The organism is Dechloromonas aromatica RCB, assembly GCF_000012425.1.
The window spans coordinates 4,104,910-4,130,349 of the sequence record NC_007298.1 but is presented as its reverse complement, the minus strand read 5'-3'; the positions used below and the strand labels follow the sequence as shown (position 1 = coordinate 4,130,349).

General features: G+C 60.3%; 17 protein-coding genes. 12 read left to right on the top strand and 5 right to left on the bottom strand.

Features of this window, described 5'->3' with window-relative positions:
• Nucleotides 1-2 precede the first annotated feature (2 nt).
• The gene (gene rpoH / locus DARO_RS19580) at nt 3-863 is read right to left on the bottom strand and encodes an RNA polymerase sigma factor RpoH (RefSeq protein WP_011289560.1); all 861 of its coding nucleotides are present in this window, start codon (nt 861-863) and stop codon (nt 3-5) included.
• 772 nt (nt 864-1,635) lie between these two features.
• Between rpoH and katG the strand changes: the two genes are divergently transcribed.
• Nucleotides 1,636-3,846: a catalase/peroxidase HPI gene (gene katG, locus DARO_RS19575; RefSeq protein ID WP_011289559.1), complete on the top strand. Its 2,211-nt coding sequence runs from the start codon at nt 1,636-1,638 to the stop codon at nt 3,844-3,846.
• Between the two features lie 57 nt (nt 3,847-3,903).
• On the opposite strand, the gene DARO_RS19570 is transcribed toward katG, so the two are convergent.
• Both DARO_RS19570 and DARO_RS19565 read right to left on the bottom strand, forming a co-directional pair.
• Nucleotides 3,904-4,815 carry an alpha/beta fold hydrolase gene (locus DARO_RS19570; RefSeq protein WP_011289558.1) on the bottom strand — a complete coding sequence of 304 codons (912 nt, stop codon included), beginning with the start codon at nt 4,813-4,815 and terminating at the stop codon, nt 3,904-3,906.
• A gap of 11 nt (nt 4,816-4,826) precedes the next feature.
• The gene (locus DARO_RS19565) at nt 4,827-5,681 is read right to left on the bottom strand and encodes a LysR family transcriptional regulator (RefSeq protein WP_041224556.1); all 855 of its coding nucleotides are present in this window, start codon (nt 5,679-5,681) and stop codon (nt 4,827-4,829) included.
• A gap of 114 nt (nt 5,682-5,795) precedes the next feature.
• Between DARO_RS19565 and DARO_RS19560 the strand changes: the two genes are divergently transcribed.
• On the top strand, nt 5,796-6,827 hold the full coding sequence (locus DARO_RS19560; protein ID WP_011289556.1) for a zinc-dependent alcohol dehydrogenase family protein: 1,032 nt from the start codon (nt 5,796-5,798) through the stop codon (nt 6,825-6,827).
• 32 nt (nt 6,828-6,859) lie between these two features.
• Nucleotides 6,860-7,396 carry a carboxymuconolactone decarboxylase family protein gene (locus DARO_RS19555; RefSeq protein WP_041224555.1) on the top strand — a complete coding sequence of 179 codons (537 nt, stop codon included), beginning with the start codon at nt 6,860-6,862 and terminating at the stop codon, nt 7,394-7,396.
• A 212-nt stretch (nt 7,397-7,608) separates the two neighbouring features.
• Here the strand turns inward: DARO_RS19555 and DARO_RS19550 are convergent, their stop codons facing one another.
• Nucleotides 7,609-8,616 carry a LysR family transcriptional regulator gene (locus DARO_RS19550; protein WP_011289554.1) on the bottom strand — a complete coding sequence of 336 codons (1,008 nt, stop codon included), beginning with the start codon at nt 8,614-8,616 and terminating at the stop codon, nt 7,609-7,611.
• Between the two features lie 29 nt (nt 8,617-8,645).
• Here DARO_RS19550 and DARO_RS19545 point away from each other — a divergent pair, with 29 nt between their 5' ends.
• The 5 genes from DARO_RS19545 (at nt 8,646) to DARO_RS19525 (ending at nt 16,868) form a co-directional block, all read left to right on the top strand.
• Nucleotides 8,646-9,581: an alpha/beta hydrolase gene (locus DARO_RS19545; RefSeq protein WP_497463005.1), complete on the top strand. Its 936-nt coding sequence runs from the start codon at nt 8,646-8,648 to the stop codon at nt 9,579-9,581.
• A gap of 111 nt (nt 9,582-9,692) precedes the next feature.
• Nucleotides 9,693-10,856, top strand: a complete 1,164-nt coding sequence (locus tag DARO_RS19540; RefSeq protein ID WP_011289552.1) for an efflux RND transporter periplasmic adaptor subunit — start codon at nt 9,693-9,695, stop codon at nt 10,854-10,856.
• Between the two features lie 12 nt (nt 10,857-10,868).
• Nucleotides 10,869-14,057: an efflux RND transporter permease subunit gene (locus DARO_RS19535; RefSeq protein WP_011289551.1), complete on the top strand. Its 3,189-nt coding sequence runs from the start codon at nt 10,869-10,871 to the stop codon at nt 14,055-14,057.
• Between the two features lie 18 nt (nt 14,058-14,075).
• On the top strand, nt 14,076-15,590 hold the full coding sequence (locus DARO_RS19530; RefSeq protein ID WP_011289550.1) for an efflux transporter outer membrane subunit: 1,515 nt from the start codon (nt 14,076-14,078) through the stop codon (nt 15,588-15,590).
• 108 nt (nt 15,591-15,698) lie between these two features.
• Entirely contained in the window at nt 15,699-16,868 is a 1,170-nt protein-coding gene (locus tag DARO_RS19525; protein WP_011289549.1) for a metallophosphoesterase, read from the top strand.
• 233 nt (nt 16,869-17,101) lie between these two features.
• On the opposite strand, the gene DARO_RS19520 is transcribed toward DARO_RS19525, so the two are convergent.
• Nucleotides 17,102-17,893, bottom strand: coding sequence for a hypothetical protein (locus DARO_RS19520; RefSeq protein WP_011289548.1), 792 nt, complete (start codon nt 17,891-17,893; stop codon nt 17,102-17,104).
• A gap of 143 nt (nt 17,894-18,036) precedes the next feature.
• On the opposite strand from DARO_RS19520, the gene DARO_RS19515 reads away from it, so the two are divergent.
• The 4 genes from DARO_RS19515 to DARO_RS22010 all read left to right on the top strand — a co-directional run bounded on the left by DARO_RS19515 (nt 18,037) and on the right by DARO_RS22010 (nt 25,242).
• Nucleotides 18,037-19,470: an IS1182 family transposase gene (locus DARO_RS19515; RefSeq protein WP_041224552.1), complete on the top strand. Its 1,434-nt coding sequence runs from the start codon at nt 18,037-18,039 to the stop codon at nt 19,468-19,470.
• A 387-nt stretch (nt 19,471-19,857) separates the two neighbouring features.
• Nucleotides 19,858-20,445 (top strand): hypothetical protein, encoded by a 588-nt coding sequence (locus tag DARO_RS19510; RefSeq protein WP_011289546.1) that lies wholly within the window; start codon nt 19,858-19,860, stop codon nt 20,443-20,445.
• 608 nt (nt 20,446-21,053) lie between these two features.
• Nucleotides 21,054-22,385 carry a group II intron reverse transcriptase/maturase gene (ltrA, locus tag DARO_RS19505; RefSeq protein WP_497462968.1) on the top strand — a complete coding sequence of 444 codons (1,332 nt, stop codon included), beginning with the start codon at nt 21,054-21,056 and terminating at the stop codon, nt 22,383-22,385.
• Between the two features lie 658 nt (nt 22,386-23,043).
• The gene (locus DARO_RS22010) at nt 23,044-25,242 is read left to right on the top strand and encodes a hybrid sensor histidine kinase/response regulator (protein ID WP_198134075.1); all 2,199 of its coding nucleotides are present in this window, start codon (nt 23,044-23,046) and stop codon (nt 25,240-25,242) included.
• Nucleotides 25,243-25,440 lie beyond the last annotated feature (198 nt).

The following is a 25,440-nucleotide window of genomic DNA, read 5'->3' as shown; positions in this document are numbered from 1 at the left end:
TGTCAGGCCGTAGCGAGTACGCCGCGCATCTTTTGCAGCGCCTTGACCTCGATCTGGCGAATCCGCTCGGCGGAAACGTCGAATTCGTCCGCCAGATCATGCAGCGTGGCCGTTTCGCCATCGTGCAGCCAGCGTGCTTCGATGATGCGGCGGCTGCGCGGGTCGAGTGCTTCGAGCGCTTCGTGCAGGCCTTCGTCCTGCAGGCGGGCGATGGCCTTGTTTTCCAGCACGCGGGTCGGTTCGTAGCGCGAGTCGGCCAGATAGTCGATCGGGGCAAATGCTTCTTCGCCATCGTCCGGATTGCCATCCAGCGCGATGTCGCGACCGGACAAGCGGGTTTCCATCTCGACGACTTCGTCCTGCTTGACGCCCAGGCGAGCCGCAACTTCGGCCGCTTGTGTGCCGGACAGCGTATCGATGCCTTCGTAGCCGCTCTTCATGCTGCGCAGATTGAAGAACAGCTTGCGCTGGGCCTTGGTGGTCGCGACTTTGACGAGGCGCCAGTTTTTCAGGATGTACTCATGAATCTCGGCCTTGATCCAGTGCATGGCAAACGAGACCAGACGCACACCGCGCGACGGGTCGAAGCGCTTGACCGCCTTCATCAGGCCGATGTTGCCTTCCTGAATCAGATCGGCATGCGGCAGACCGTAACCCAGATAGCCACGGGCAATGGAGATGACGAGACGTAAATGGGAGAGCACAAGCTGACGCGCGGCCTCCACATCGCCATCATTGTGGAGACGCTCGGCCAGCCGGGACTCCTCGGCCTCGGTCAGCATCGGATAACGGTTCGCTGCCTGAATATAGGCATCGATATTCCCGACGGACGAGGGGATGGGAAGCGCCAAGGCGTAGGTCATAGCGTAATTTCCTCCTTCAAGGTACAACTTCATTTTAGCACTCGCTGCATAAGAGTGCTAAGGCTGAAAAAAGTTTCGCGACAAAAGTATCTTCGGTGCCAATTAAGTCTGAGACAGAACAATAAAGTCCGAGCCAGCGGCGAATAGCGTCAGTTGGCATTTCCATTCATCAGATCAGGCGGCTTTCGTTGTGAAACCTGAGTCCATCTGACGGGCGCCCTTCTCCCCTTGTCCGACAGGCTGTTCACTGGCCTGCAGGCACTAATCCTGAACGTGTGGCTAACAGACGGGCCGCTGCGGCCGATCCATGCAACTGAAACCATGCGCCTGACCTGAAATCAAATGCACAGCTATTTCTCTTGGCAAAACGGGCTCTTTCGAAAGCAGCCCTAAAGTCCATCTATGGAATAAAGCTATCGGACAAATGCAATCAATTTATTGGAGCTATTTTTCAGCCAAACCTAAACTGAGTTCATCAAGTCGCTCCAGACAGATTTCAGGCGCCAGGTAACCCGCCGGAACGTGAGAAATCCTCTGACTTTACCCATCCGGCGAAGAACGACTTCCACTCAATCGCGCTATCAAGGAATGATCATGACCACCAAGCTCGACAAGGTTCTATATACCGCCAAAACACATACCACCAGTGGCCGTGATGGCCGAGCCATATCCGATGATGGACTGGCCAACGATCAATAAAATCCAAATTGAATAACAATGCAGTGCAGTATCACCTTATTGCCCGATTAATCCTGGATTGATGGAGAAACCCATGAGCAACGAACAGAAATGCCCATTTTCTGGAACACATGGTGCCCGCACGACGGTTGGCACCCAATCCAATCGTGACTGGTGGCCTAAGGTGTTGAACCTCAACATCCTCCACCAGCACGCACCTGCCGCCAATCCGATGGATGCGGATTTCGACTATTCCGAAACCTTCAAGACGCTCGATTTCGGCGCCCTGAAGCAGGATCTCTACGCGTTGATGACCACGTCCCAGGATTGGTGGCCAGCCGACTGGGGCCACTATGGCGGACTTTTCATTCGCATGGCCTGGCATAGTGCCGGCACTTATCGCACTGGCGATGGGCGCGGTGGTGCGGGGACCGGCAACCAGCGTTTCGCCCCGATCAACAGCTGGCCGGACAATGGCAACCTGGACAAGGCGCGCCGCCTGCTCTGGCCAATCAAGCAGAAGTACGGCAACAAGATTTCCTGGGCTGACCTGATGATCCTCGCCGGCAACTGTGCGCTTGAATCGATGGGCTTCAAGACCTTCGGCTTCGGTGGTGGCCGTGTCGATATCTGGCAACCGGAAGAAGACATCTACTGGGGCGCCGAGCGGGAATGGCTGGCAACCAGCGACAAACCCAACAGTCGCTACTCTGGTGAGCGCAATCTGGACAATCCGCTGGCTGCCGTGCAGATGGGCCTCATCTACGTCAATCCGGAAGGCCCGGATGGCAATCCCGACCCGGTCGCTTCCGGGCGCGACATTCGTGAAACCTTTGCCCGCATGGCCATGAACGATGAAGAAACGGTCGCCTTGACCGCCGGTGGCCACACCTTCGGCAAGGCCCACGGCGCTGGCGACCCTGCCCTGGTCGGTCCTGAGCCGGAGGCCGCGCCAATCGAGGAACAGGGCTTGGGCTGGATCAACAAGTTCGGTTCCGGCAAGGGGATACATGCGACCACCAGCGGCATCGAAGGTGCCTGGAAGCCAAACCCGACGAAATGGGATAACGGCTACTTCGACATGTTGTTCGGTTACGAGTGGGAGCTGACCCGGAGCCCGGCTGGCGCCAAGCAGTGGGTGGCCAAGGACTGCAAGCCGGAACACCTGATTCCGGATGCTCACGACCCGAGCAAGAAACATCCGCCAATGATGACGACCGCTGACCTGGCGATGCGCTTTGACCCGATTTACGGGCCTATCTCGCGCCGCTTTCACCAGGATCCGGCTGCCTTCGCCGATGCATTCGCCCGTGCCTGGTTCAAGCTCACCCATCGTGACCTAGGACCCAAGGCACGCTACCTCGGACCGGAAGTCCCGGCCGAAGACCTGGTCTGGCAGGACCCGATCCCGGCAGTCGATCATCCGTTGATTGAGGTGACCGATGTCGCCAGCCTCAAGGCCAAGTTGCTCGCCTCCGGCCTGTCGACCGCCGAACTGGTATCGACGGCCTGGGCCTCGGCGTCGACCTTCCGCGGTTCCGACAAACGGGGTGGCGCCAATGGCGCCCGTATCCGCCTTGCGCCGCAGAAGGATTGGGCGGCCAACCAGCCAGCCCAACTGGCCAAGGTGCTGGGCGTGCTCGAAGGTATCCAGCAGGCGTTCAATAGCGCGCAAACCGGCGGCAAGAAAGTCTCGCTGGCCGACCTCATCGTGCTGGGTGGCTGTGCTGCCGTCGAGGCGGCGGCCAAGGCAGCCGGCTTTGCGGTCGCGGTGCCTTTCACTCCGGGCCGAACCGATGCATCGCAAGAACAGACCGATGCCGAGTCCATCGCAGTGCTGGAGCCGGAAGCCGACGGTTTCCGCAACTACCAGAAGAAAACCTATTCGGTATCGGCCGAGGAAATGCTGGTGGACAAGGCACAACTGCTCACCCTCAGCGCCCCGGAAATGACGGTGCTGGTCGGAGGCCTGCGCGTCCTGGGCGGCAATGTCGGCGGTTCGTCGGATGGCGTCTTCACGACAACGCCAGGCACATTGAGCAACGACTTCTTCGTCAATCTGCTCGATATGGGAACGGTCTGGAAACCGGCTGCCGAATCCGCCGGCCGCTATGAGGGACGTGACCGCCAGACGGGCGTGGCCAAATGGACTGCGAGCCGCGTCGATTTGATCTTCGGATCGAATTCCCAGCTCCGTGCCCTGGCTGAGGTCTATGCCCAGAACGATGCGCAGGAGAAATTCGTGCGGGACTTCATCGCCGCCTGGAGCAAAGTGATGGAACTGGATCGCTTCGATCTGAAGTAACGAAATCCGGGCGTTCCGGCAGCATTGCAGGCTTGGCCTGCCGGAACGCCCGGTTCCCTATCCGGCGAGCGAATTGGCAGACGAATGGCGAGCGATGAATTCGACCAGCTCGCGTGCGACGTCGTTGGGCAATTCCTCCGGCAGGAAGTGTCCGCAGGGCAAGCCCTTTCCGGAAACGTCGAGCGCCTTCTCTCGCCACAAGGCGACAACATCGTAGTTGCGACCGACAAATCCCTTGTTCCCCCAAAGAACCAATAGCGGGCAACTGATCCGTCGTTCGGCATCTTCGCCATCGTGCTGCAGGTCGATACCGGCTGCGGCGCGATAATCGTCGCAGCTACACCGAATCGCCTCCGGGTTCGAGAAACAGCGAACGTACTCGCTGACAACCGCGGGATCGAATGCCTCTTCGTTGCCCATGCTCCAGCGCGACAAGCAGCCCTTCAACCAGCTAGCCGGGTCGGCGGCAATCATGTTCTCTGGCAATGGCGCTGCCTGAATCAGGAAAAACCAGTGGAAATAACTGGTTGCCAACGCCTGATTGGTCAGCGCAAAGGTCGTTGCCGTCGGCGCAATATCCATGATGCAGGCGGTTTGAATACGCCCCGGGTGATCCAGACAAAGGCGGTGCAAAACGCGTGCCCCGCGATCATGGGCAGCAACATGGAAGCGCTGATAACCCAATGCCGTCATCAGTTCAGCCATGTCTTGCGCCATGACTCGCTTCGACTGATTGCCTGCATCCGCCTGGGAAGCTGGCATCCCCGAGTCCCCATAGCCACGCAGGTCGGGGAGGACGAGAGAAAAGCGATCCTGCAGCAAAGATGCGACTTTGTGCCACATGGCATGCGTTTCGGGATAGCCGTGGAGCAGCAACAGCGGCGGCCGACCCTCGTTTTCTCTGACCCTCACATGGATGCGAGTAGCGCCGACATCGACGTCACGAGTGACATAGCTTGAATCAAACATGATCTTCTCCTTCAGTTGCTGCTCAGGCGATGCGAAACGAAATCGAGGAAAACTCGGAGTCGCCCCAAGTGGCGCAAGTCTTTGTGATAGCCGAGATACACATCTCTCCCTGGCGCTTTCTCGCCTAAATCCAGTTTCTGGATTGTTGGAATGCGATCTCCCAGAAGGCAGGGTAATACAGCGATTCCACCGCCTGACATACATTGTGTTGCTTGAGCTTCCCTGCTGTTGCTGGCAAATCCAATGCTTGAGTTCGGCAGCAACTTACGTAACCAGCGTGCGTCTGGTATTTCAGCGTAGGCGGAATCCATGGTGATTAGCGAGCAGCCTTTGCCGTCACCGGCTTGGGGCGCCGGCAAGTATGGCGCCGCGTATAGCGCGTATTCCATATGCATCAACTTGCGCTGAATTACATCCGGTTCCTCAAAGGGTTTAATTCGGAAAGCAACGTCAGCCTCTCGGCGGGCAAGGCTATAGAGGCGACTGTCGGTGATCAGTTCGACGCTGATCCCGGAATGCTCTCGACGAAAATCCGCGATGAGTGGACTCAGCACATGGGCACCAAACCAGTCGGAGGCTGATATGCGCAGTTGCCCGTGCAAAGTTCCTGGCTGGCCAGCCAACTTTCGCTGTAATGCCAGCGCAGCTTCTTCCATATGCTCAGCGTGCGGCAACAAGGACTGTCCCTCATCGGTCAGGACAAAACCATCATTCGTTCGCTGGAAGAGGGCGCAGCCTAGCGCGGCTTCAAGGGCGCGTAGGCGTCGCCCCATCGTGGGTTGCGATTGCCCGGAAAGACGAGCGGCACCGCCGAGTGTGCCGACACGGGCAATGGCGAGAAAGACACGCAAATCACTCCATTCCATGGCCGCCTCTGTGCTTTCATTATTGAATGGCAAGCATACATTAGTGTCAATTTACATGCATTAATGAATAACAAAGAATGGCGGTGTCTTTCTTTTATTGAGGAGTTATCCAACATGAATTCAACCGTCAAAGCAGCTATTCCGACAACGATGCGGGCCTTATTTGTCGATGAAATCGACGGACCGTTCGTATTGCGTGAAATCCCAGTTCCTCCGGTCGGTGCTGGGCAGGTTCTGGTTCGAATCGCGGCCAGCGGGGTAAATCCGCTGGATACGAAAATCCGGGCAGGTAAAGGTGGCCATGCATGTCATCCGTTTCCCGCCGTCTTGGGCATGGATATGGCAGGGACCGTCGTCGGGATTGGCCAAGATGTCGCTGGGTTCAGCGTAGGCGATGACGTTTTTGGCTTTACTGGTGGCATCGCAGGAATACAGGGCTCACTCGCCGAATATGCAGCGGTAGATGCCCGACTGTTGGCGCGCAAGCCAGCCAATCTGTCCATGCGGGAGGCGGCGGCATTGCCATTGATTTTCATCACTGCCTGGGAGGGGCTGGTGGATCGTGCCGGCGTTGAGGCGGATGACTATGTGCTGGTGCACGGCGGGGTCGGTGGCGTGGGGCATGTCGCAGTCCAGATTGCGCAGTCAGTTGGCGCAAAAACATTTGCCACAGTGAGATCCGGCGATTTCGAAGCGGCCAGTGCTTTTGGTGCCATTCCTATCGACTACGCACGGGAAAGTGTTGAGCAATATGTGGCCGAGAGAACGGCCGGCGAGGGATTCGACATTGTCTTTGATACGGTCGGTGGTGACGTCCTGGATGCCTCATTTCGCGCAGCAAAAAACTATCGTGGCCATGTTGTGAGCGCCCTCGGCTGGGGGACGCATGCATTGGCCCCGCTGTCATTCCGCAGCGCAACCTATTCCGGTGTATTCACCTTGCTCCCGTTACTGACTGGAAAGGAACGGGCGCATCACGGCGACATCCTGAGACAAGCGGCACGCTTGGTTGACGCCGGAAAGCTCAGGGTTCGCATGGATGCTCATCGATTTGGCCTGGAAGATGTGGAGGCAGCACACCAGCTGGTGGCATCGGGCAAGTCGGAAGGCAAGGTGGTCATCGATGTATTTGGCGCGACCAAGTAGCGCCGTGTATTTCATTGAATCAGGAGAAGATCATGTCCCGTATTCCCGCTATTTCGCCTCAAGAATTGAACGACTCATCTCGCACATTGTTCGAGAAGATTCAGAAAACTGTTGGCAAGGTCCCGAACGCCTATGCATTGATAGGGAGCTATAGTCCGGCGTCCCTGGGCCTCCTCCTTGAAGGAGATGCACTGCTGAGCAAAGGCCAGCTTAGTCGATCCGAGATTGAGTCCGTAAGGATCGCGGTCAGCGAATTGAATGGCTGCGACTATTGCGTTGCTGCGCATGTCGCAATCGGCAAAATGGTCGGCCTGAATGAGCACGAGATTCGCGGAGTCCGAAATGGAGGGCAAACTGGAAACCTGCAGCGAGATGCCTTGATCCAGTTTTCCAGACAGGTTGCAGGAAGTCGCGGCCTTGTGGACGAATCGGTACTCAAGGCTGTACTTGAAGCAGGCTACTCTCCAAGTCAGGTTATCGAGGTTCTATTGGTGATTGCACTGATCACTTTCACCAACTTGGTTAATCGAGTGAACGATACGACGATCGACTTTCCAAAGCCCATATGACCATGTCGGTCATCCGAGTGCCAAATCAGTTAGTTTCAAGCGACTGAATCAGTAAGTTGATGGGAGCTGGACCTGTTTTCCCAGCCCCATCAATCTTCGAACAAGCATCAAGTTGATTCGGCGAAAGGCAAGACCGAACGATACCTTTGCGGTGTCAATCTGCCGCATGGCGCAAGGTGACTGCGATAAATGGCCTGCCGGCGTCCCGCTCCCTATCCGGTCTGCTCCAGAACGTTCTGGAAGGCGATCTCTTCGCGTAGCGTGTTGTAGCCAGCTTTCGGGGTGTAGCTGCACTCGCCATTGCCGTTGTCGACACCGCCCAGCAGCGGGCAGGCACCGAACAATTCGGCCACCCAGTCGACGAAAGCGCGCACCTTGGGCGATAGGTGGCGGTTCTGCATATAGGCCACTGAAATCGGCATTGGTGACGGTGCCAGTTCGGGCAGCACCTCGACCAGGGCTCCCGATTCAAGATATGGCAGCACCGAGAAGCGCGCCGGCTGAATCATGCCCATGCCTTGCAAGGCGCAGGCAATGTAGGCATCCATGTCGTTGACCGAAACGGTGCCCTGCATCTTGTAGGGCACCGATTGATCATCGACGATGAAATCCCAGTCGAAATTACGCCCGGTCCGATGCGAGAAATAGTGCACAGCGACATGCTGCTGCAGGTCGTCGATGCTACGCGGCACACCGTAACGTTCGAGGTAGTCCGGCGTCGCGCAGGTAATCAGCTTGATGGCGCCAATCCGCCGGGCAACCAGCGTCGAATCCTGCAAGTCGCCGGCCCGGATGACGCAATCGACGGCTTCGCGCACCAGGTCGACCATGCGGTCGCCCATGCCGATGACCAATTCGACCTCCGGATAGCGCGCCCGGAACTCGCACAGCCGGGGAATCAGCACCAGACGACCAATCGGCGAGGGAACATCGATGCGCAGCCGCCCCTTCGGCCCGGCCGCCACGTCGCGAAATGAAGACTCGGTTTCTTCCACTTCGCCGAGGATGCGGGCGCAATGCTCGTAGTAGGCGGCACCGTCCGGGGTCAGGCTGATCCGCCGCGTCGTGCGGTTGAGCAGGCGCACCTGCAAGAGGGCTTCGAGGTTCTGGATGATGGTCGTCACCGTTGCCCGCGGCAAGCCGAGCATGTCGGCGGCACGGGTAAAACTGTTGGCATCCACCACCCGGGTGAACACCTGCATGGCTTGAAAACGGTCCATCGCCCATCCTCCTGACGCATTGCGATTGTTTGTTGCTGCTGAATAGTATTGTCGAAATTTATGGATTTATCCAGCCACAAACAACACAGAGAATGGCTCCATCCCAATTAACAGCAGGTTCGCCTGCCCCGGATGCGATGCAAACCAGCCCTTCGACGACCCTCCAGCAGCAGGACCTGAGCATTGCCGGCCCGGCCGGCCCGCTGGCGCTGCGCCTTTACCGGCCAAGCCTGGCGCGGGTCGTGCTGCCCGTCGTCCTCTATTTCCACGGCGGCGGCTTCGTCGGCGGCAGCCTGGACGATGCCGATGCCGCGGCCGGCTTCATCGCCGAGCACACCCCGGCCCTGGTCGTCGCCGTCGATTACGCCCTGGCCCCGGCCCGTCCCTTCCCGGCCGCGCCGGAAGATGCCCATGCCGCCGCGCTGTGGACGGCCGCACACGCCGCCGAACTGGGCGGCGACCCGGCCCGTCTGGCGGTGGCCGGCGACGATGCAGGCGGCAACCTCGCCGCCGCCCTGACGCTGATCGCCCGCGACCGCAACGGCCCGGCCATCGCCGCCCAGGCGCTGGTCGGCCCGATGCTCGACCCGAGCATGACCCGGCTTGGCGACGGCGTCCGCCTCAATTCCGACCTCAGCGCCGCGACCTGCGCCAGTTGCTACAGCCAGTACCTGCCGCAGTCGCGCCAGCGCCTGCACCCCTACGCCTCGCCGCTGGCCTCGGTGCGCCAGGCCGGTCTGCCGCCGGCGCTGATCGTCACCGCCGAATGCGATGTCCTGCACAACGAGGCCGAGAAATACGCTGCCGCCCTGATCGCCGCCGGGGTGCCGACCCAGGTTGTGCGCTTCGCCGGTGTCAATCACGCCACGCTGGCCAGCCACCGGCCGGCGCTGGCCGAGATTGCCCACTTCCTGCGCCGTCGGCTGTGGGATGCCGAGGCGCCGGCGCATCCGCTCAATTTGTAGGATCAGGCAAGCATTCGCGACGAACAGGCTGCCGCCCAGGACGCCGCTCCGCCTACGCTACCCACGACAAAAACAGAACTCCATCATTCAAAACCTCCAGAGGATTTCATCATGCCAAAACGCCAAAAACGCCTCGTCCTCGCCGCCGCCCTGGCCGCCCTGTTCAGCCTCGGTGGCGGTCTCGCCCTCTATCACGGCCACGCCGGCGCCGCCCCGGCCGCTGCCGCGCCGGCCGCCGCCACGGTCGATGTCGCCGAAGTCGCCAGCCGCGCCGTGACCGAGTGGCAGCAATACTCCGGCCGCCTCGAAGCCGTCGAACGGGTCGAGATCCACCCGCAGGTGTCCGGTATTCTGACCGCCGTGCATTTCAAGGACGGCAGTCTGGTCAAGAAAGGCGAGCTGCTGTTCACCATCGACCCGCGCCCCTTCGCCGCCGAAGTTGCCCGTGCCGAAGCCCAGCTCGCCGCAATGGACGCCCGCGTCGCCTACACCGCCAGCGACCTGGCGCGCGGCGAACGGCTGCTGGCCGAAAACGCCATCGCCCGTCGCGATTTCGACGAGAAGCAGAACGCCGCCCGCGAAGCCAAAGCCAACCTGCAGGCCGCCAGGGCGGCGCTCAAGGTCGCCCAGCTCAACCTCGAATACACCCGCATCACGGCGCCGATCGCCGGCCGCGTCTCGCGCGCCGAAGTCACGGTCGGCAACCTGGTCGCTCCCGGCAACGGCCCGGCCCTGACATCGCTGGTCTCGGCCGACCGCATCTACGCCGCCTTCGATGTCGACGAGCAGAGCTATCTCAAGGTGGTCAACGGCAGCCAGGGCAAGGCCCTGCCCATCCACCTCGGGCTGGCCGACGACGAGGGTTACTCGCGGGAAGGCAAGCTGAGTTCGGTGGACAACCGCCTCGACAGCACCTCCGGCACCATCCGCCTGCGCGCCCTGGTCGACAACCCGGACGGCAAGCTGGTCCCCGGCCTCTACGCCCGCATCCGGCTCGGCGCCGCCGGCCAGCGCGACGCGCTGCTGATCGACGAGAAGGCGGTCGGCACCGACCAGGCCAAGCGCTTCGTGCTGGTGGTCGGCGAAGGCAACCAGACCGCCTATCGCGAAGTGCAGCTGGGCAGCGTGCAGGATGGTCTGCGCGTCGTCGAAAGCGGCCTCAAGGCCGGCGAACGCATCGTGGTCAACGGCCTGCAGCGTGTGCGTCCGGGCGACCAGGTCACACCCAATATCGTGCCGATGGGCGGCGTTGCGCCGGCCGCAACCAAGGGCTGAGGAGCAAGGGCCATGAACATTTCAAAATTCTTCATCGACCGGCCAATCTTCGCCGGCGTGCTGTCCATCCTGCTGCTGCTGGCCGGCGTGCTGGCGCTGTTCCAGCTGCCGATCTCGGAGTATCCGGAGGTCGTGCCGCCCTCGGTGGTGGTGCGTGCCCAGTACCCCGGCGCCAACCCCAAGGTGATCGCCGAAACGGTGGCCTCGCCACTCGAGGAGTCGATCAACGGCGTCGAGAACATGCTCTACATGCAGTCGCAGGCCAACAGCGACGGCAACCTGACGGTGACGGTCAATTTCAAGCTCGGCGTCGATCCCGACAAGGCGCAGCAACTGGTCCAGAACCGCGTCTCGCAGGCCCTGCCGCGCCTGCCCGAGGACGTCCAGCGCCTCGGCGTGACGACGATCAAGAGCTCGCCGACGCTGACCATGGTGGTGCACCTGATCTCGCCCGACGACCGCTACGACATGACCTACCTGCGCAACTACGCGGTGCTCAACGTCAAGGATCGGCTGGCCCGCATCCAGGGCGTCGGCGAAGTCGGCCTGTTCGGTTCCGGCAACTACGCCATGCGCGTCTGGCTCGACCCGCAGAAAGTGGCCCAGCGCGGCCTGACCGCCAGTGAAGTGGTGCGCGCCATCCGTGAGCAGAACGTGCAGGTCGCGGCCGGCGTCATTGGCGCCTCGCCGAGCGCCGCCGACGTGCCGCTGCAGCTCAACGTCAATGCCCAGGGCCGCCTGCAAAGCGAAGGGGAATTCGGCGAAATCGTGCTCAAGACCTCACCGGACGGTGCCGTCACGCGCCTGGCCGACGTCGCCCGCATCGAACTGGCGGCATCCGAATACGGCCTCCGTTCCCTGCTCGACAACAAGCCGGCAGTGGCCATTCCCATTTTCCAGGCGCCAGGCGCCAACGCGCTCGATGTCTCGGCCAAGGTGCGCGAAGCGATGGCCGAGCTGTCCAAGGACTTCCCGGCTTCGGTCGAGTACCGCATCGTCTATGACCCGACGCAGTTCGTGCGGGCCAGCATCAAGGCCGTCGTCCATACCCTGCTCGAAGCCATCGCCCTGGTCGTGCTGGTCGTCATCGTCTTCCTGCAGACCTGGCGCGCCTCGATCATCCCGCTGCTCGCCGTGCCGGTTTCCATCGTCGGTACCTTCTCGTTGCTGCTCGGCTTCGGCTATTCGATCAACGCCCTGTCGCTGTTCGGCATGGTGCTGGCCATCGGCATCGTGGTCGATGACGCCATCGTCGTCGTCGAAAACGTCGAGCGCAACATCGAGGCCGGGCTGACGCCGCGCGAAGCCACCTACCGGGCGATGCGCGAAGTCAGCGGGCCGATCATCGCCATCGCCCTGACGCTGGTCGCCGTCTTCGTGCCGCTCGCCTTCATGACCGGCCTGACCGGCCAGTTCTACAAGCAGTTCGCGATGACCATCGCCATCTCGACGGTGATCTCGGCCTTCAATTCGCTAACCCTGTCGCCGGCGCTGGCCGCCATGCTGCTCAAGGGCCACGGCGAAGCGCCGGACTGGCTGACCCGGCAGATGAACCGCTACTTCGGCCGTTTCTTCGCCGCCTTCAACCGCTTCTTCGGCCGCGCTTCAGAAAACTACGGCCGCGGCGTCACCGGCGTGATCGGCCGCAAGGCTTCGGCGATGGGCGTCTATGCCGTGCTGCTCGGGCTGACCGTCGGCATTTCCTACCTGGTGCCCGGCGGCTTCGTGCCGGCCCAGGACAAGCAATACCTGATCGGCTTCACGCAGCTGCCGAACGGCGCCTCGCTCGACCGCACCGAGGCGGTGATCCGCAAGATGGGCGAAATCGCCCTGGCCCAGCCCGGCGTCGAAAGCGCCGTCGCCTTCCCCGGCCTGTCGATCAACGGCTTCACCAACAGCTCGAGCGCCGGCATCGTCTTCGCGACGCTCAAGCCCTTCGACGAACGGCGCAGCCCGGAACTCTCGGCCGGCGCCATCGCCGGCGCGCTGAACCAGAAATACGCGGCCATCCAGGAAGCCTTCATCGCCGTCTTCCCGCCGCCGCCGGTGATGGGTCTGGGCACCGTGGGCGGTTTCAAGATGCAGATCGAGGATAGAGGCGCGGTCGGCTATGCCGAGCTCAACGCCGCGGCCCAGGCCTTCATGGCCGCTGCCGCCAAGACCCCGGAGCTGGGGCCGATGTTTTCCAGCTATCAGATCAATGTGCCCCAGCTCGACGTTGATCTCGACCGCGTCAAGGCTAAGCAGCAGGGGGTTTCGGTGACCGACGTCTTCGACACCATGCAGATCTACCTCGGCTCGCTCTACGTGAACGACTTCAACCGCTTCGGCCGTACCTACCAGGTCCGTGCCCAGGCCGATGCGCCGTTCCGTGCCCACCCGGAAGACATCCTGCAACTGAAGACCCGCAACAGCCAGGGCGAGATGGTGCCGCTTTCCTCGCTGGTCAAGGTGCGCTCCACCTTCGGGCCGGAAATGGTTGTCCGCTACAACGGCTACACCGCGGCCGACATCAACGGCGGTCCGGCCCCCGGCTACTCCTCGGCGCAGGCCGAGGCCGCGGCCGAACGCATCGCGGCGGAAACCCTGCCGCGCGGCGTGCGCTTCGAATGGACCGACCTGACCTACCAGAAGATTCTGGCTGGCAACGCCGGCATCTGGGTCTTCCCGATCAGCCTGCTGCTCGTCTTCCTGGTGCTGGCCGCGCAGTACGAAAGCCTGACCCTGCCGCTGGCCGTGATCATGATCGTGCCGATGAGCATCCTGGCGGCGCTGACCGGCGTCTGGCTGACCGGTGGCGACAACAACATCTTCACCCAGATCGGGCTGATGGTGCTGGTCGGGCTGGCCTGCAAGAACGCTATCCTGATCGTCGAGTTCGCCCGCGAACTGGAACTGCAGGGCGCGACGCCGCTGCAGGCCGCCATCGACGCCAGCCGGCTGCGGCTGCGCCCGATCCTGATGACCTCGATCGCCTTCATCATGGGCGTCATCCCGCTCGTCACCTCGACCGGCGCCGGTTCCGAAATGCGCCACGCCATGGGCATCGCCGTCTTCTTCGGCATGCTCGGCGTGACCACTTTCGGTCTGTTCCTGACCCCGGTTTTCTACGTGCTGCTACGGACGCTGGACAAGGGCCACAAGTTGCACACCGCCGCCCCGCACGAGGCGCCGATTGCCCCAGCCCATAGCGCGGCCTGAGCCGCAGGAGAAATGAACATGGACTACTTGCTCCCTTACTATCCCCGCGCCAACACTGCGGCCGAATCTCCCAAGCGCCCGGCCCGCCGGGCGGGCACTGCCAGATTCATCCCATTGCTGGCGGCATTGCTGACGCTGGCCGGCTGCTCGCTGGCCCCGAGCTACCAGCCACCAGTGGTCGATACCCCGGCCGCGTTCAAGGAAGCGCCGGCCAATAGCCAGTGGAAGACGGCCGAGCCGGCCGAGAACATCCCGCGCGGCGAATGGTGGAAGGCCTTCGCCGACCCGACGCTGGACGACCTCGAAGCCCGGGCGGCCGCAGCCAACCAGGACCTCAAGGCCGGCGCCGCCCGTCTGGCCCAGGCCCGGGCCCTGCAACAGAACGCCCGCTCGGCGCTCTTCCCGCAGATCGGCATCGGCGCCGGGCCGACCCGCCAGCGCCCCTCACCGGCCTCGCAAGGGCTGGCGGCCGACGCCGACACCAGCCTCTCGACCCTTTGGCGGGCGCAAGGTACGGTCGCCTACGAGGCTGACCTGTTCGGCCGGGTGAGCAGCAGCGTCGATGCGGCCAAAGCCACCACCGAGCAGCGCGAGGCCCTGTTCCACTCGCTGCAGCTGGCCATCCAGGCCGACGTCGCGCAGGCCTATTTCTCGCTGCGTGAACTCGATGCCATGTCTGCCCTTTACGCCGAGACGGTGACCCTGCGTGAGCAGAGCACCCAGCTGTTCCAGCGCCGCTTCGACGAAGGGGACATCAGCGAACTTGAGCTGGCCCGCTCCCGCACCGAACTTGCCTCGGCCCGTTCCGAGGCGCTGGGCATCGCTCGCCAGCGCGCCGTCGCCGAGCACAGCCTGGCCATCCTGCTCGGCCAGGCACCGGCTGCATTCGCGCTGCCGGCGAAGCCGCTCAACCGGGTCAGCCTGCAGGTGCCGGCCGGTCTGCCCTCGGCCCTGCTCGAACGGCGTCCCGACATTGCCGCCGCCGAACGGGCGATGGCCGCCGCCAATGCCCGCATCGGCACGGCCCGCGCCGCCTTTTTTCCGCGCCTCAGCCTGACCGGGGCGCTCGGTTACGAGTCGGCCGAACTGGGCGACCTGTTCAAGTGGAGCAGCCGCGCCTTCGTCATGGGGCCGCTGGTCGGCACACTGCTGTCGCTGCCTGTGTTCGATGGCGGTGCCCGCCAGGCCGGCGTCGACCAGGCCCATGCCGCCTACGCCGAAGAGGCCGCCAACTACCAGCAGACGGTACTCAAGGCCTTCAAGGAAGTGGAGGACAACCTGGCCCACCTGCGCCTGCTCGTCGACCAGACTCAGGCGCAGGACGAGGCGGTCAGTTCGGCCCGGCGTTCCGCCCGGCTGTCGCAGATCCAGTACCGCGAAGGCTCGGTCAGCCACCTCAACGTGATTGATGCCGACCGCAGCGTGCTGCAGCAGCAACGCGTTTCCGTGCAGCTTGAGGCCGAACAGGCGCGGGCGACGGTCAATCTGATCCGGGCAATCGGCGGGGGGTGGAGCAGTGCATCGACGAACTAAAGCAGGATTACCCTTGTCATCGTTGTCTAACGATCAGGACCGGAAGAGGGGAGCAAACCGCATTGCGTCCGGCTTCGGCCGGCCACAACAAAATGGAAGCACGTCCCCATGACCGCAGCAATGAATCGATCGACAACAAGCCACCCTGTCCTGCCGGGCCGCTTTCGCCGCGCCCTGTGGCGTGTTTTGCCGCTCATCGGCGGCCTGCACGCCTACATCGGCTGGCGCCTGCTGCCGGCCCTCGATCTCGGTGTGGCCGGCCTGGCGCTGGCGATTGGCGGGCTGGTGATATCGAGCTGCCTGGTGCCGCTCGGCCTGCTGGCGCGCTTTGTTGTCGCCCGTCAGGCGCTGGCCGACCGGCTTAGCTGGCTGGGCGGTCTGGCGATGGGGCTGTTTTCCTCGGTGCTGGTGCTGACTGTGCTGCGCGACGTTGTACGTCTGCTGGCTGATGCCCCGTCGCTGGCCGAGCCCACGGCCATTGCCGTTCTTGGCCTGGCCAGCCTGTTCACGCTGGTCGGCTACGTCAATGCGCGGCGGCTCGCTCGCGTCGTCACGGTGGGTATCCCATTGGCCAATCTGCCGAAAGAACTGGCCGGATTCACGATCGTCCAACTCAGCGACATCCATGTCGGGCCAACGATCAAGCGTGAATATGTCCAGGCCATTGTCGACCGCGTCAATCAACTCGATGCCGATCTGGTCGCGATTACCGGCGATGTGGTCGATGGCAGCGTCGAGGACTTGCGCGCCCATACCGCGCCGCTGGGCAGCCTGCGCAGCCGGCATGGCAGCTATGTGGTGACCGGCAACCACGAGTATTACTCCGGTGCGACGGCCTGGATGCGTGAATTCGAGCGGATCGGACTGCGTGGCTTGCACAACCGCCACGTCGTCATTGCCCACCGTGGTGCCTGCTTCGTCCTGGCCGGAGTGACCGACTTTTCGGCCGGCGCCTTCGATACGGGGCAGGCCAGCGATCCGAATGCTGCTCTGGCAGGCAGCCCACCCGACCTGCTGCGCATCCTTCTCGCTCACCAGCCGCGTTCAGCGACCGCTGCCGAAGCTGCCGGCTTCGACCTGCAACTTTCCGGCCACACCCACGGTGGCCAGTTCTGGCCGTGGAATTTCTTCGTGCCGTTGCAGCAGCCCTTTACCGCCGGCCTGCACCGGCTTGGTCGGCTGATGGTCTACACCAGTCGCGGTACCGGCTACTGGGGGCCGCCCAAACGCTTCGGCGCGCCCTCGGAAATCAGCGTACTACGCCTGATCGCGGCTTAATGTTCGACTCGGGGAACGGGATGCACGCGCTGTATTGAAAAGCCGCCGCTCAGGCCGACTGGCAGTCTGTTGTTGCTGGCGACAGAGCGCAGTTCGGCCAAAGCCGACGTTGGGCATCTGGCCATAATCCGGCGGCTTCGCACCAGTTACCTGCCGCTCAACCGCAGATGACAACCAATGGCTGCTTTCGTCATCGGCGAGGGGCGGCTCCGTGCCCTAAGCGGACCAAGCTCCTATTGGGCTGTATCGGTCTGAAACAGGCGATTACAAGGGCAATTTTGTTGGGCAACCTTCTCCCGATTACAGAATTGGAGACATGCACCAAGTGACGGCTGCCGCATATATGGCCCTAATCCAGACCAGCCATGACCATTACGAATCATCTCGCCACACGCCACAGGTCCCGTTTGCTTGATTGGCTCACGCAAAATGGTTTTATATATGCTTGGCGTCAGGCTGCCGTTTAGCTTCTTGATCACGCTGGCCGGAAGCAGCTTGTAATGTTCAAGGGCTTCGAATAAATCCGGGTCTTTAATATCGATGGTGACGTTCAACTCTTTGAACTCGAGCGGAAACTCCTCCAGTGGAATCCTCTGCCATTTCTTGCCATCGTGCCTGAAGAAGACATAGGGCGGATTTGGCCTGCCCCATTTATTGAACGCTAGGCACAGACTGGGTTCGGCCACGATATAAGGCGTACCATTGAGTATATGAACAGCCAGCAGGTCGAAGTTGGCGCGCCCAACGTCTTCGGTGAATTCGCTTTTCCAGATAATCGACTGATTCCCTCCCGGTACGCTGAAGGTCACGGATTGCTCCTTGATCGGCGCCCCTTGAGAAAGTTCGTGACGCCCACCGTAGCTGGAATGGCGTTCCACGAGAATCTTGCTGCCATCATGCAGCAGCACTTCTTCCTTCCAACTTGTGCCACCAAATCCAAACACCCCTGCATTTGCCGTCGCAGTTGTTAGCACTGCAATGAGAACGAGCAAAAATTTGAGGATATTCAATCGAGCGCGGGACATGAACGGAAAGTCACCTTGTTGTCAGAAATTGGCTAATCATATCGCATGCCGACTGACCGCTTCTGGCCCAGACTGTGTAAAAACGTGAACGAAAATTGGCAGTCGCGATCAATGCAATAGGCATTGACGACAAGGCGACCAAGATGAAGCGTTTTATCCAGGGCGAGAGCCGAACCCAAAGCACTTTGCTTCCCGCAGTGCTGGATGACTACATCGCGGATACCAACCCGGTTCGGGTTGTCGATGTCTTTGTTGATGAACTGTCGCTGGGAGTCTTGGGTTTTGCGAGCGTTGATCCGGCGACGACAGGGCGTCCTGCTTACCACCCGGCCGTGTTGCTGAAGCTGTATATCTACGGCTACCTCAACCGTATTCCGTCGAGTCGGCGGCTGGAGCGGGAAGCCCAGCGCAACGTCGAACTGATGTGGCTCACCGGGCGCCTGACGCCCGACCACAAGACTATCGCCAATTTCCGTAAGGACAACGGTCCAGCGATCTGCAAGGTCTGCCGGCAATTCGTGGTCATATGCCAGCAACTCAAACTATTCACGGAGGCGCTGGTCGCCATCGACGGCAGCAAATTCAAAGCCGTCAATAATCGTGACCGGAATTTCACGAGCGCCAAATTACAGCGGCGGATGGCTGACATCGAGGCGAGCATTCAGCGTTATCTAACTGACCTCGAGACTGCGGATCGGCAGGAACCGGAGATTGCCCAGGCCAAGGCGGCTCGGCTCAATGACAAGATCGCGGCCCTGAAGGCACAGATGCAGCAACTCCAAGTCATCGAAACCCGGTTGGGGCAATCACCCGACGGGCAACTCTCTTTAAGCGACCCCGATGCCCGCTCGATGAAAACTCGGGGCGCCGGGATTGTGGGCTACAACGTGCAGACCGCAGTGGAAGCCAAACACCATCTGATCGTGGCACACGAAGTCACCAATGTTGGCATTGATCGGGATCTTCTGGTCGGCATGGCGAAGCGGGCACGAGAAGCCATTGGTGGCGGTGATCTGACAGTGATTGCCGATAGAGGCTACTTTAAAGGTGAGCAGATTCTGGCCTGCGAAGAAGCGGGGATCACGGCCATCGTCCCTAAAACCAGCACCTCGGCCGCTAAGGCTGAGGGCCGCTTCGATAAAGCTGATTTCATCTATGACCCTACGGCCGATGAATACCGCTGCCCGGCCAATCAGCATCTCATCTGGCGCTTCGCCCGCGTCGAAGGCGGTCTGATGATGAACCGTTACTGGAGTTCAGCCTGTCCACAATGTGCCATCAAGGCGCAATGTACGCCGAGTGACTACCGGCGGGTCAGTCGCTGGGAACACCAGGCGGTGCTTGATGTCATGGAACGCCGGCTGGATCGCGCGCCAGACAGCATGCGCATTCGCCGACAGACGGTGGAGCATCCGTTCGGGACCCTCAAGGCATGGATGGGCGCCACCCACTTTCTGACCCGTACCCTGGAAAAGGTAAGAACGGAGATGAGTTTGCAGATACTCGCCTACAACCTGAAACGGGTGATGAATCTCTTGGGCGTGAATGAGTTGATGGCAGCATTGCAGGCGGCCTGACGGCCAGCCCGTCACCTTCAATTTCTCCCTGCCTTCCGCCTATGCCCAACGCCCACGCCAGCCACCCTTGCTACCTGGGGTTTTTACACAGTCTGGGCCGGTAGTGTGAGTTCGACGCGGAACCTTTAAGCAGTTAGTTGAGAAGCACATTTCCTGGGAACGACCGCTTTGCGGCAAGTCGCCATACTGGTGCTCCCGGCCATCGCCGGTCACTCAGAAAATCGTCGCATAGCGGACATTGATGCAGTCCGATTGAATGGCAATTGATACGGGCAAACGAACGAGATAATCTCTATGTCATTCACAATTTTGGAGACGACTCTATCGTGTCCAAATTTTGTGCAATAACCTAGGTGTGTCTGCGCCTGAATAACCGTTGAGTTTTTTATGGCAAATCGAACTGACCGACAACAAGCAATTCTTCAAGCAGCCGATGAATACCTCCTCATCATTCTCAATAAGTTGAAAAACGAGAAGGGGGTGCATGCCGATACGGCGATCGCTGCTGCAAGTCGCATGGCAGGCACATTTCTACTTCGCTCATTCAACCTCCCTATCGGGGATATAAAGCCAGGCACTGCGGTCCTCTCCGATGTCGCGAATGAGAAAGGACCATTTCTGATCTCCCTCCTCGGGAGCACTCTCAGCCAAATAGGCGTTCCAATTGACGGCAAGTCGTTAGCTGATGCACAGGATGAGAAAGGAGAGCCACCCCACCTGACCGTGAATGAAACACAGGCATTGCTGGAGGTCTCCCTAAATAATGTTAAAGACAAATTCCAACTGACCCTTGAAGAATCTGCTCACGCTGCGGCGGTAACGGCCGCCCTTCTTATCAGGCAATGCTCTGGCGTAATTGATCCAAACGTTGCGTTCAACATCGCTGCTTATGGCTTCGTTGAAGGCTCGAAGACTGCTCCAGCGACCCTTACCCAAGAGCTCGCTGTCAAGAAGCCTTGGTACAAACCATGGTGAGGTCAAATTATGCATTTCAACTGACGGTCTTCACGCTGCGTGCTCCGCCTGAGGCTGATCTCAACTGTTCTTAAGCGTCCGCTTTCCAATACTGGCAACGGCAGCAAAGGGCGTGCGCCGTGCAAAGGCGGCGCTTTTCCAGTGGGTGAAAGCCCCACCCGGCGAAATGCTCCAGCCGGAAGCAACCGGAGCAGTCATGGAGGTAACGAAATGGCTGAAGCCTTCGGATAGCGGGCCACAAATTCTGGTGGCAGCGCGAGTGTGCAGGCCGTAACGCGAGTGAACGCTGAATAAGCCTCGAAAAGGACGATGCACAGGCCGACCCAGCAGCCCTTCTGGGGAAGGCTGATACGACTGAAGGGATGAGCAAGGATGTACCGTCAGTCGCTGTGCCGGGGTATTGGCGACAGCATGTACACAAGGAAAGCGCACGCAACACGGGAAGCCCTATGGCGTGGTCAGGGATGGCCAACCGAACACCCGTGAGGGATGGTTCGGGCGTCATAGGGTGGCGGAGAGGTCCGTAGTACCGGGGAAGCCGGGTAATGCCGGTGGAGGGAAGGGGCCTTGGTTCATGACAGACGCACTACGTAGTGAGGACGTGGAGATTGGGCAACCTATCAACTCCGTTGCATGTTCAGAAACTGCAGATGGCGTTACACGCGAAAGCGAAGTCGGAATCTGGATATCGTTTCTACGCGCTGTACGACAAGATTTATCGCACGGATATTTTGGCGCATGCCTATGCCCAGTGCCGCTCCAATAAGGGCGCGCCGGGTGTGGATCGTCAGGATTTCGAGGATGTCGAGGCGTATGGTGTGCGGCGATGGCTGGAGGAACTGGCGCTTGCGCTCAAAGAGGAGAGCTACCGACCGGATCCAATTCGGAGAGTGTTTATCCCGAAAGCCAATGGCAAGTTAAGGCCTCTGGGCATTTCAACGCTGCATGATCGAGTGTGTATGACAGCAGCCATGCTGGTACTCGAACCTATCTTTGAAGCTGATCTTCCTGATGAACAGTATGCCTACCGGCCGGGCCGCAATGCCCAGCAGGCGGCAGAAGAAGTGAAGAACCGGCTCTACCTTGGACAAACGGACGTTGTCGATGCCGACCTGTCGGACTACTTCGGCAGCATTCCACATTCTGAACTGATGAAGTCGCTGGCGCGACGCATCGTGGATCGGCGTGTGCTACATCTTATCAAGATGTGGCTGGAGTGCGCGGTTGAGGAAACCGATCAGCGAGGACGGAAGAAACGGACGACCGAGGCCAAAGATCAGGGGCGAGGTATCCCGCAAGGCTCACCGATCTCGCCGCTGCTATCGAATTTGTATATGCGGCGGTTTGTGCTGGCGTGGAAGAAACTGGGGTTGGAGCGAAGCCTTGGCAGTCGCATCGTCACCTATGCCGACGACCTCGTGATCCTGTGCAAGTGTGGCAAGGCGGAAGAAGCCTTGCAATGGATGCGCACGATCATGGGGAAACTGAAGCTCACGGTGAACGAGGAAAAGACACGAATCTGTCAGGTACCGGCAGGGACGTTCGACTTTCTGGGTTACTCGTTTGGACGGCGATATGTGCCGCGCACAGGGAAGCCGCAGATCGCTCTGTGGCCGTCGAAGAAAAGCATTCGACGCATGGTGGAGAAAATCCATGACATGACTGAGCGGCAAACGGGTTGGCAAGAGACCACGGAGCTGGTGGGCAAGTTGAATCGGACGCTACGCGGCTGGGCGAACTACTTCAGTGTAGGGAACGTCAGTCGCGCCTATCGTGCGCTCGACAGTTACACGGCAACGCGGTTGCGTCGGTGGTTGCGCTACAAGTACAAGCTCAGACATTGCAAGGGCGGGAGCTATCCACTCTCGCACCTCTACGGGTACTTTGGTCTCGTACGTCTGGGCGCACGTGGGCGCAGCGAGGCGTGGGTGAAGGCGTGATGTCGTGTCCGAGAGCCGGATGCGGGAAATCTGCATGTCCGGTTCGATGAGGGGGATGTGAAAACGGGGTTACGGCAGAGTTACTTGGGCACCGCCAGACGAAAGGGGCGGACAACAGACATACCAAGCCTAATGCTACCGCGTCACATCTCTACTCTACACCGAAGGGACGGTCGCCAAACAAAGAAGCTGCCGTTCGCAGCAACTTGCCACTGACCGGCCGGTATTCAGCTCATTGCAGACCCACACGAAGCAAGATGCCACCGGCGGCTATGGCCGATATGTCGCCTGTTGCCGCTGGCATGAGACCGATGTTCGATCATTGGAGAAGAGCGCGTGAAAGCCTATGGCTTTGGGGCGTCTGCCGCGATCGTCAGCAGTTCGGCGAGATTGTGTGGAAACGTTCCGGAATTTCGGCCGCCACGGATTACCTTGTTCAGAACGAGCCCAATTAAGGCAAGCCAGGGTGAGAAGACTAGAAATTCATCGGTGATTTGCGCCATACTGGGGTTAGGTGGGGGAGCCGGATTTCGATGCAATTCAACAATAAACGGCAGATATTGGGGAAACTCATTACATGACCGCTTTTCGGCTTGGCAGCTTGAGAGTTCGACTGCTGGCGATGCTTGCAGCACCGCTAATGGTGATTTTTGCTGCCATGTTTCTGGTTACGTTGTACGAGCGCGAACGGCGTATCGAGAGTGCGCTGGAGCAGCTTCAACGAACGGCTGGTCAGCTGGTGGCAGAGCAGGCTCGGAACGTCGTGGAAATCAAAGAGCTGCTCGCGAGGCTCATGACCGTTGATGCGATTCAAGGCTATGCGACCCAGCCCGGTCATTGTTCGGAACTTCTCGCCAATGAGTTGAAGGCGCAGCGACGATTGGTGAATATCGGGGTTGTGGACTTGGATGGGCAGTTGCTTTGCAGCGCGGTATCAGGCTCGGAATCGCTCAATGTTGCTGACCGCGGATATTTCATTAATGCGCTGAAAGAGCGCGATTATGTCATTGGCGGACCACACGTTGGCAGGAGAGTGGGGCGGCCTGTTATTCCCATCGCTGTCGCGCTCCGCGATTCCTCTGGCAAGGCAATTGGCGTCATCTTTGCCTCGTTGGATGTCGGTTGGCTCAACAATGAGTTGGCCAAGATAAGCCGGCCGGAAACATCGAGGCTGGGACTAATTGACAATCAGGGCTACGTGCTGGCCCGTCATCCCGACCCGGAGGGCTGGGTCGGTCGGAGTGCTGCGGAAACTTCCTTCTTCAAGATGCTGATCCAGCACGGCGGTAGCGGACTGGCGGAAGAGGTCGGATTCGATGGCGTGCCCCGTATCTACGCGTTGGCAAGATTTACCGATACCCTGGACGGGCCGATCCATTTTTGGCTTGGCGCGGACAAGGAGAGCGTGACGGCTGCAATTGACCGGCAGTTGGTACGTACCATAGCCGTCAGTGCCGCATTGATGCTGGGCTTCCTGTGTCTGGCATGGTTCATCGCTGACCGCTGGCTTGTGAAGCCTATTCTGGCCGTCGCCACCGCTGCCAGGCGACTTCGCAGCGGCGACCTCGATGCCCGTACTGGTCTGAGGCGGAGCAACGATGAGCTAGGGGAGTTGCTGGAAGCTTTCGATCACATGGCAGAAGATTTGGCAGAAAGTGACCGAAACCTGCGTCGGCAAGCGGTCGCTCTGGAGCGGGCCAAAGGCGATGCAGAAGCTGCCAGCGCCGCCAAGAGCACCTTCCTCGCCAACATGAGCCACGAAATCCGCACGCCGCTGAACGGCATCCTCGGCATGGCGCATCTCATCCGTCGCGGCGGCCTCACGGACGAGCAGGCGAAGCGTATGGATACGCTTCAGGTATCGAGCGAACATCTGCTGAATATCATCAATACCATCCTCGAACTGTCAAAGATCGAGGCCGGCAAGTTTGTTCTGGAGGAAACGAGCGTCAGGATAGAAACCCTGATCGCCAACATCGCTTCGATACTCCAGGACCGGATACAGGCCAAACACTTGGTGCTGCGCACGGAAGTCGGCGCTCTGCCGGCCAACCTGCTGGGTGATGCCACCCGTATCCAGCAAGCGCTGCTCAATTATGCCGGTAACGCCGTCAAATTCACCGAGACCGGCAGCATCGCCCTGCGAGTACTTCCGCTCGAGGAGGATGCGGATAGCGTCCTGATCCGCTTTGAAGTTCAGGATACTGGCATCGGCATCGCCCCGGAGGTCATGCCCAAGCTCTTTACCGCCTTCGAGCAGGCGGATGCCACATCGACCCGCAAGTACGGTGGCACTGGCTTGGGGCTGGCAATCACGCAGAAGATCGCCAAACTGATGGGCGGCGATGCTGGCGTGGAAAGCACCCTCGGCGTGGGCAGCACCTTCTGGTTCTCCGTCCGACTGAAGAAGGGTAAGCAGGCTTCCGCCATGTACGGTAATCAGCCGATGGCCGAGGAAATCCTGAAGCGCGATTACCGAGGCGCACGCATCCTGCTGGCTGAAGATGAACCCATCAACCGCGAGGTCGCCCAGATCATGTTGAACGATGTGGGGATGGCGGTCGATGTCGCGGAAGATGGCATCGCTGCGCTCAGGCTGGCCGGTGAGGTCGACTACGCCCTGATCTTGATGGACATGCAGATGCCCAACATGAATGGCCTTGATGCAACCCGGCAGATTCGCCAGCTGCCCCGGCACAAGGAGACTCCGATTCTGGCGATGACCGCGAACGCCTTTGTCGAGGACAAGGAAAGGTGCTTCGAAGCCGGCATGAACGACTTTATCGCCAAGCCAGTCGAGCCCGAATCGCTCTACGACAAGCTGCTCCATTGGCTTTCACGCGGGCCGTCACACTGAACCGTTCTTGCCGAGTTGCCTCCGGATTTGACCAGGTATCCCCCTCGCCGCACAGCCAGCGGGGATTGGCCTTAGTGGCCTAGCCGCTTACCCGGCTCCCCTTCTTTGAACTAAACCAAAGTCTAATAGCCGCCTTTGGGCTTTCAGAATAACTTTGTCTCCAGGCGAATTATCGAGAAAAAACGATTATTTCGCAGA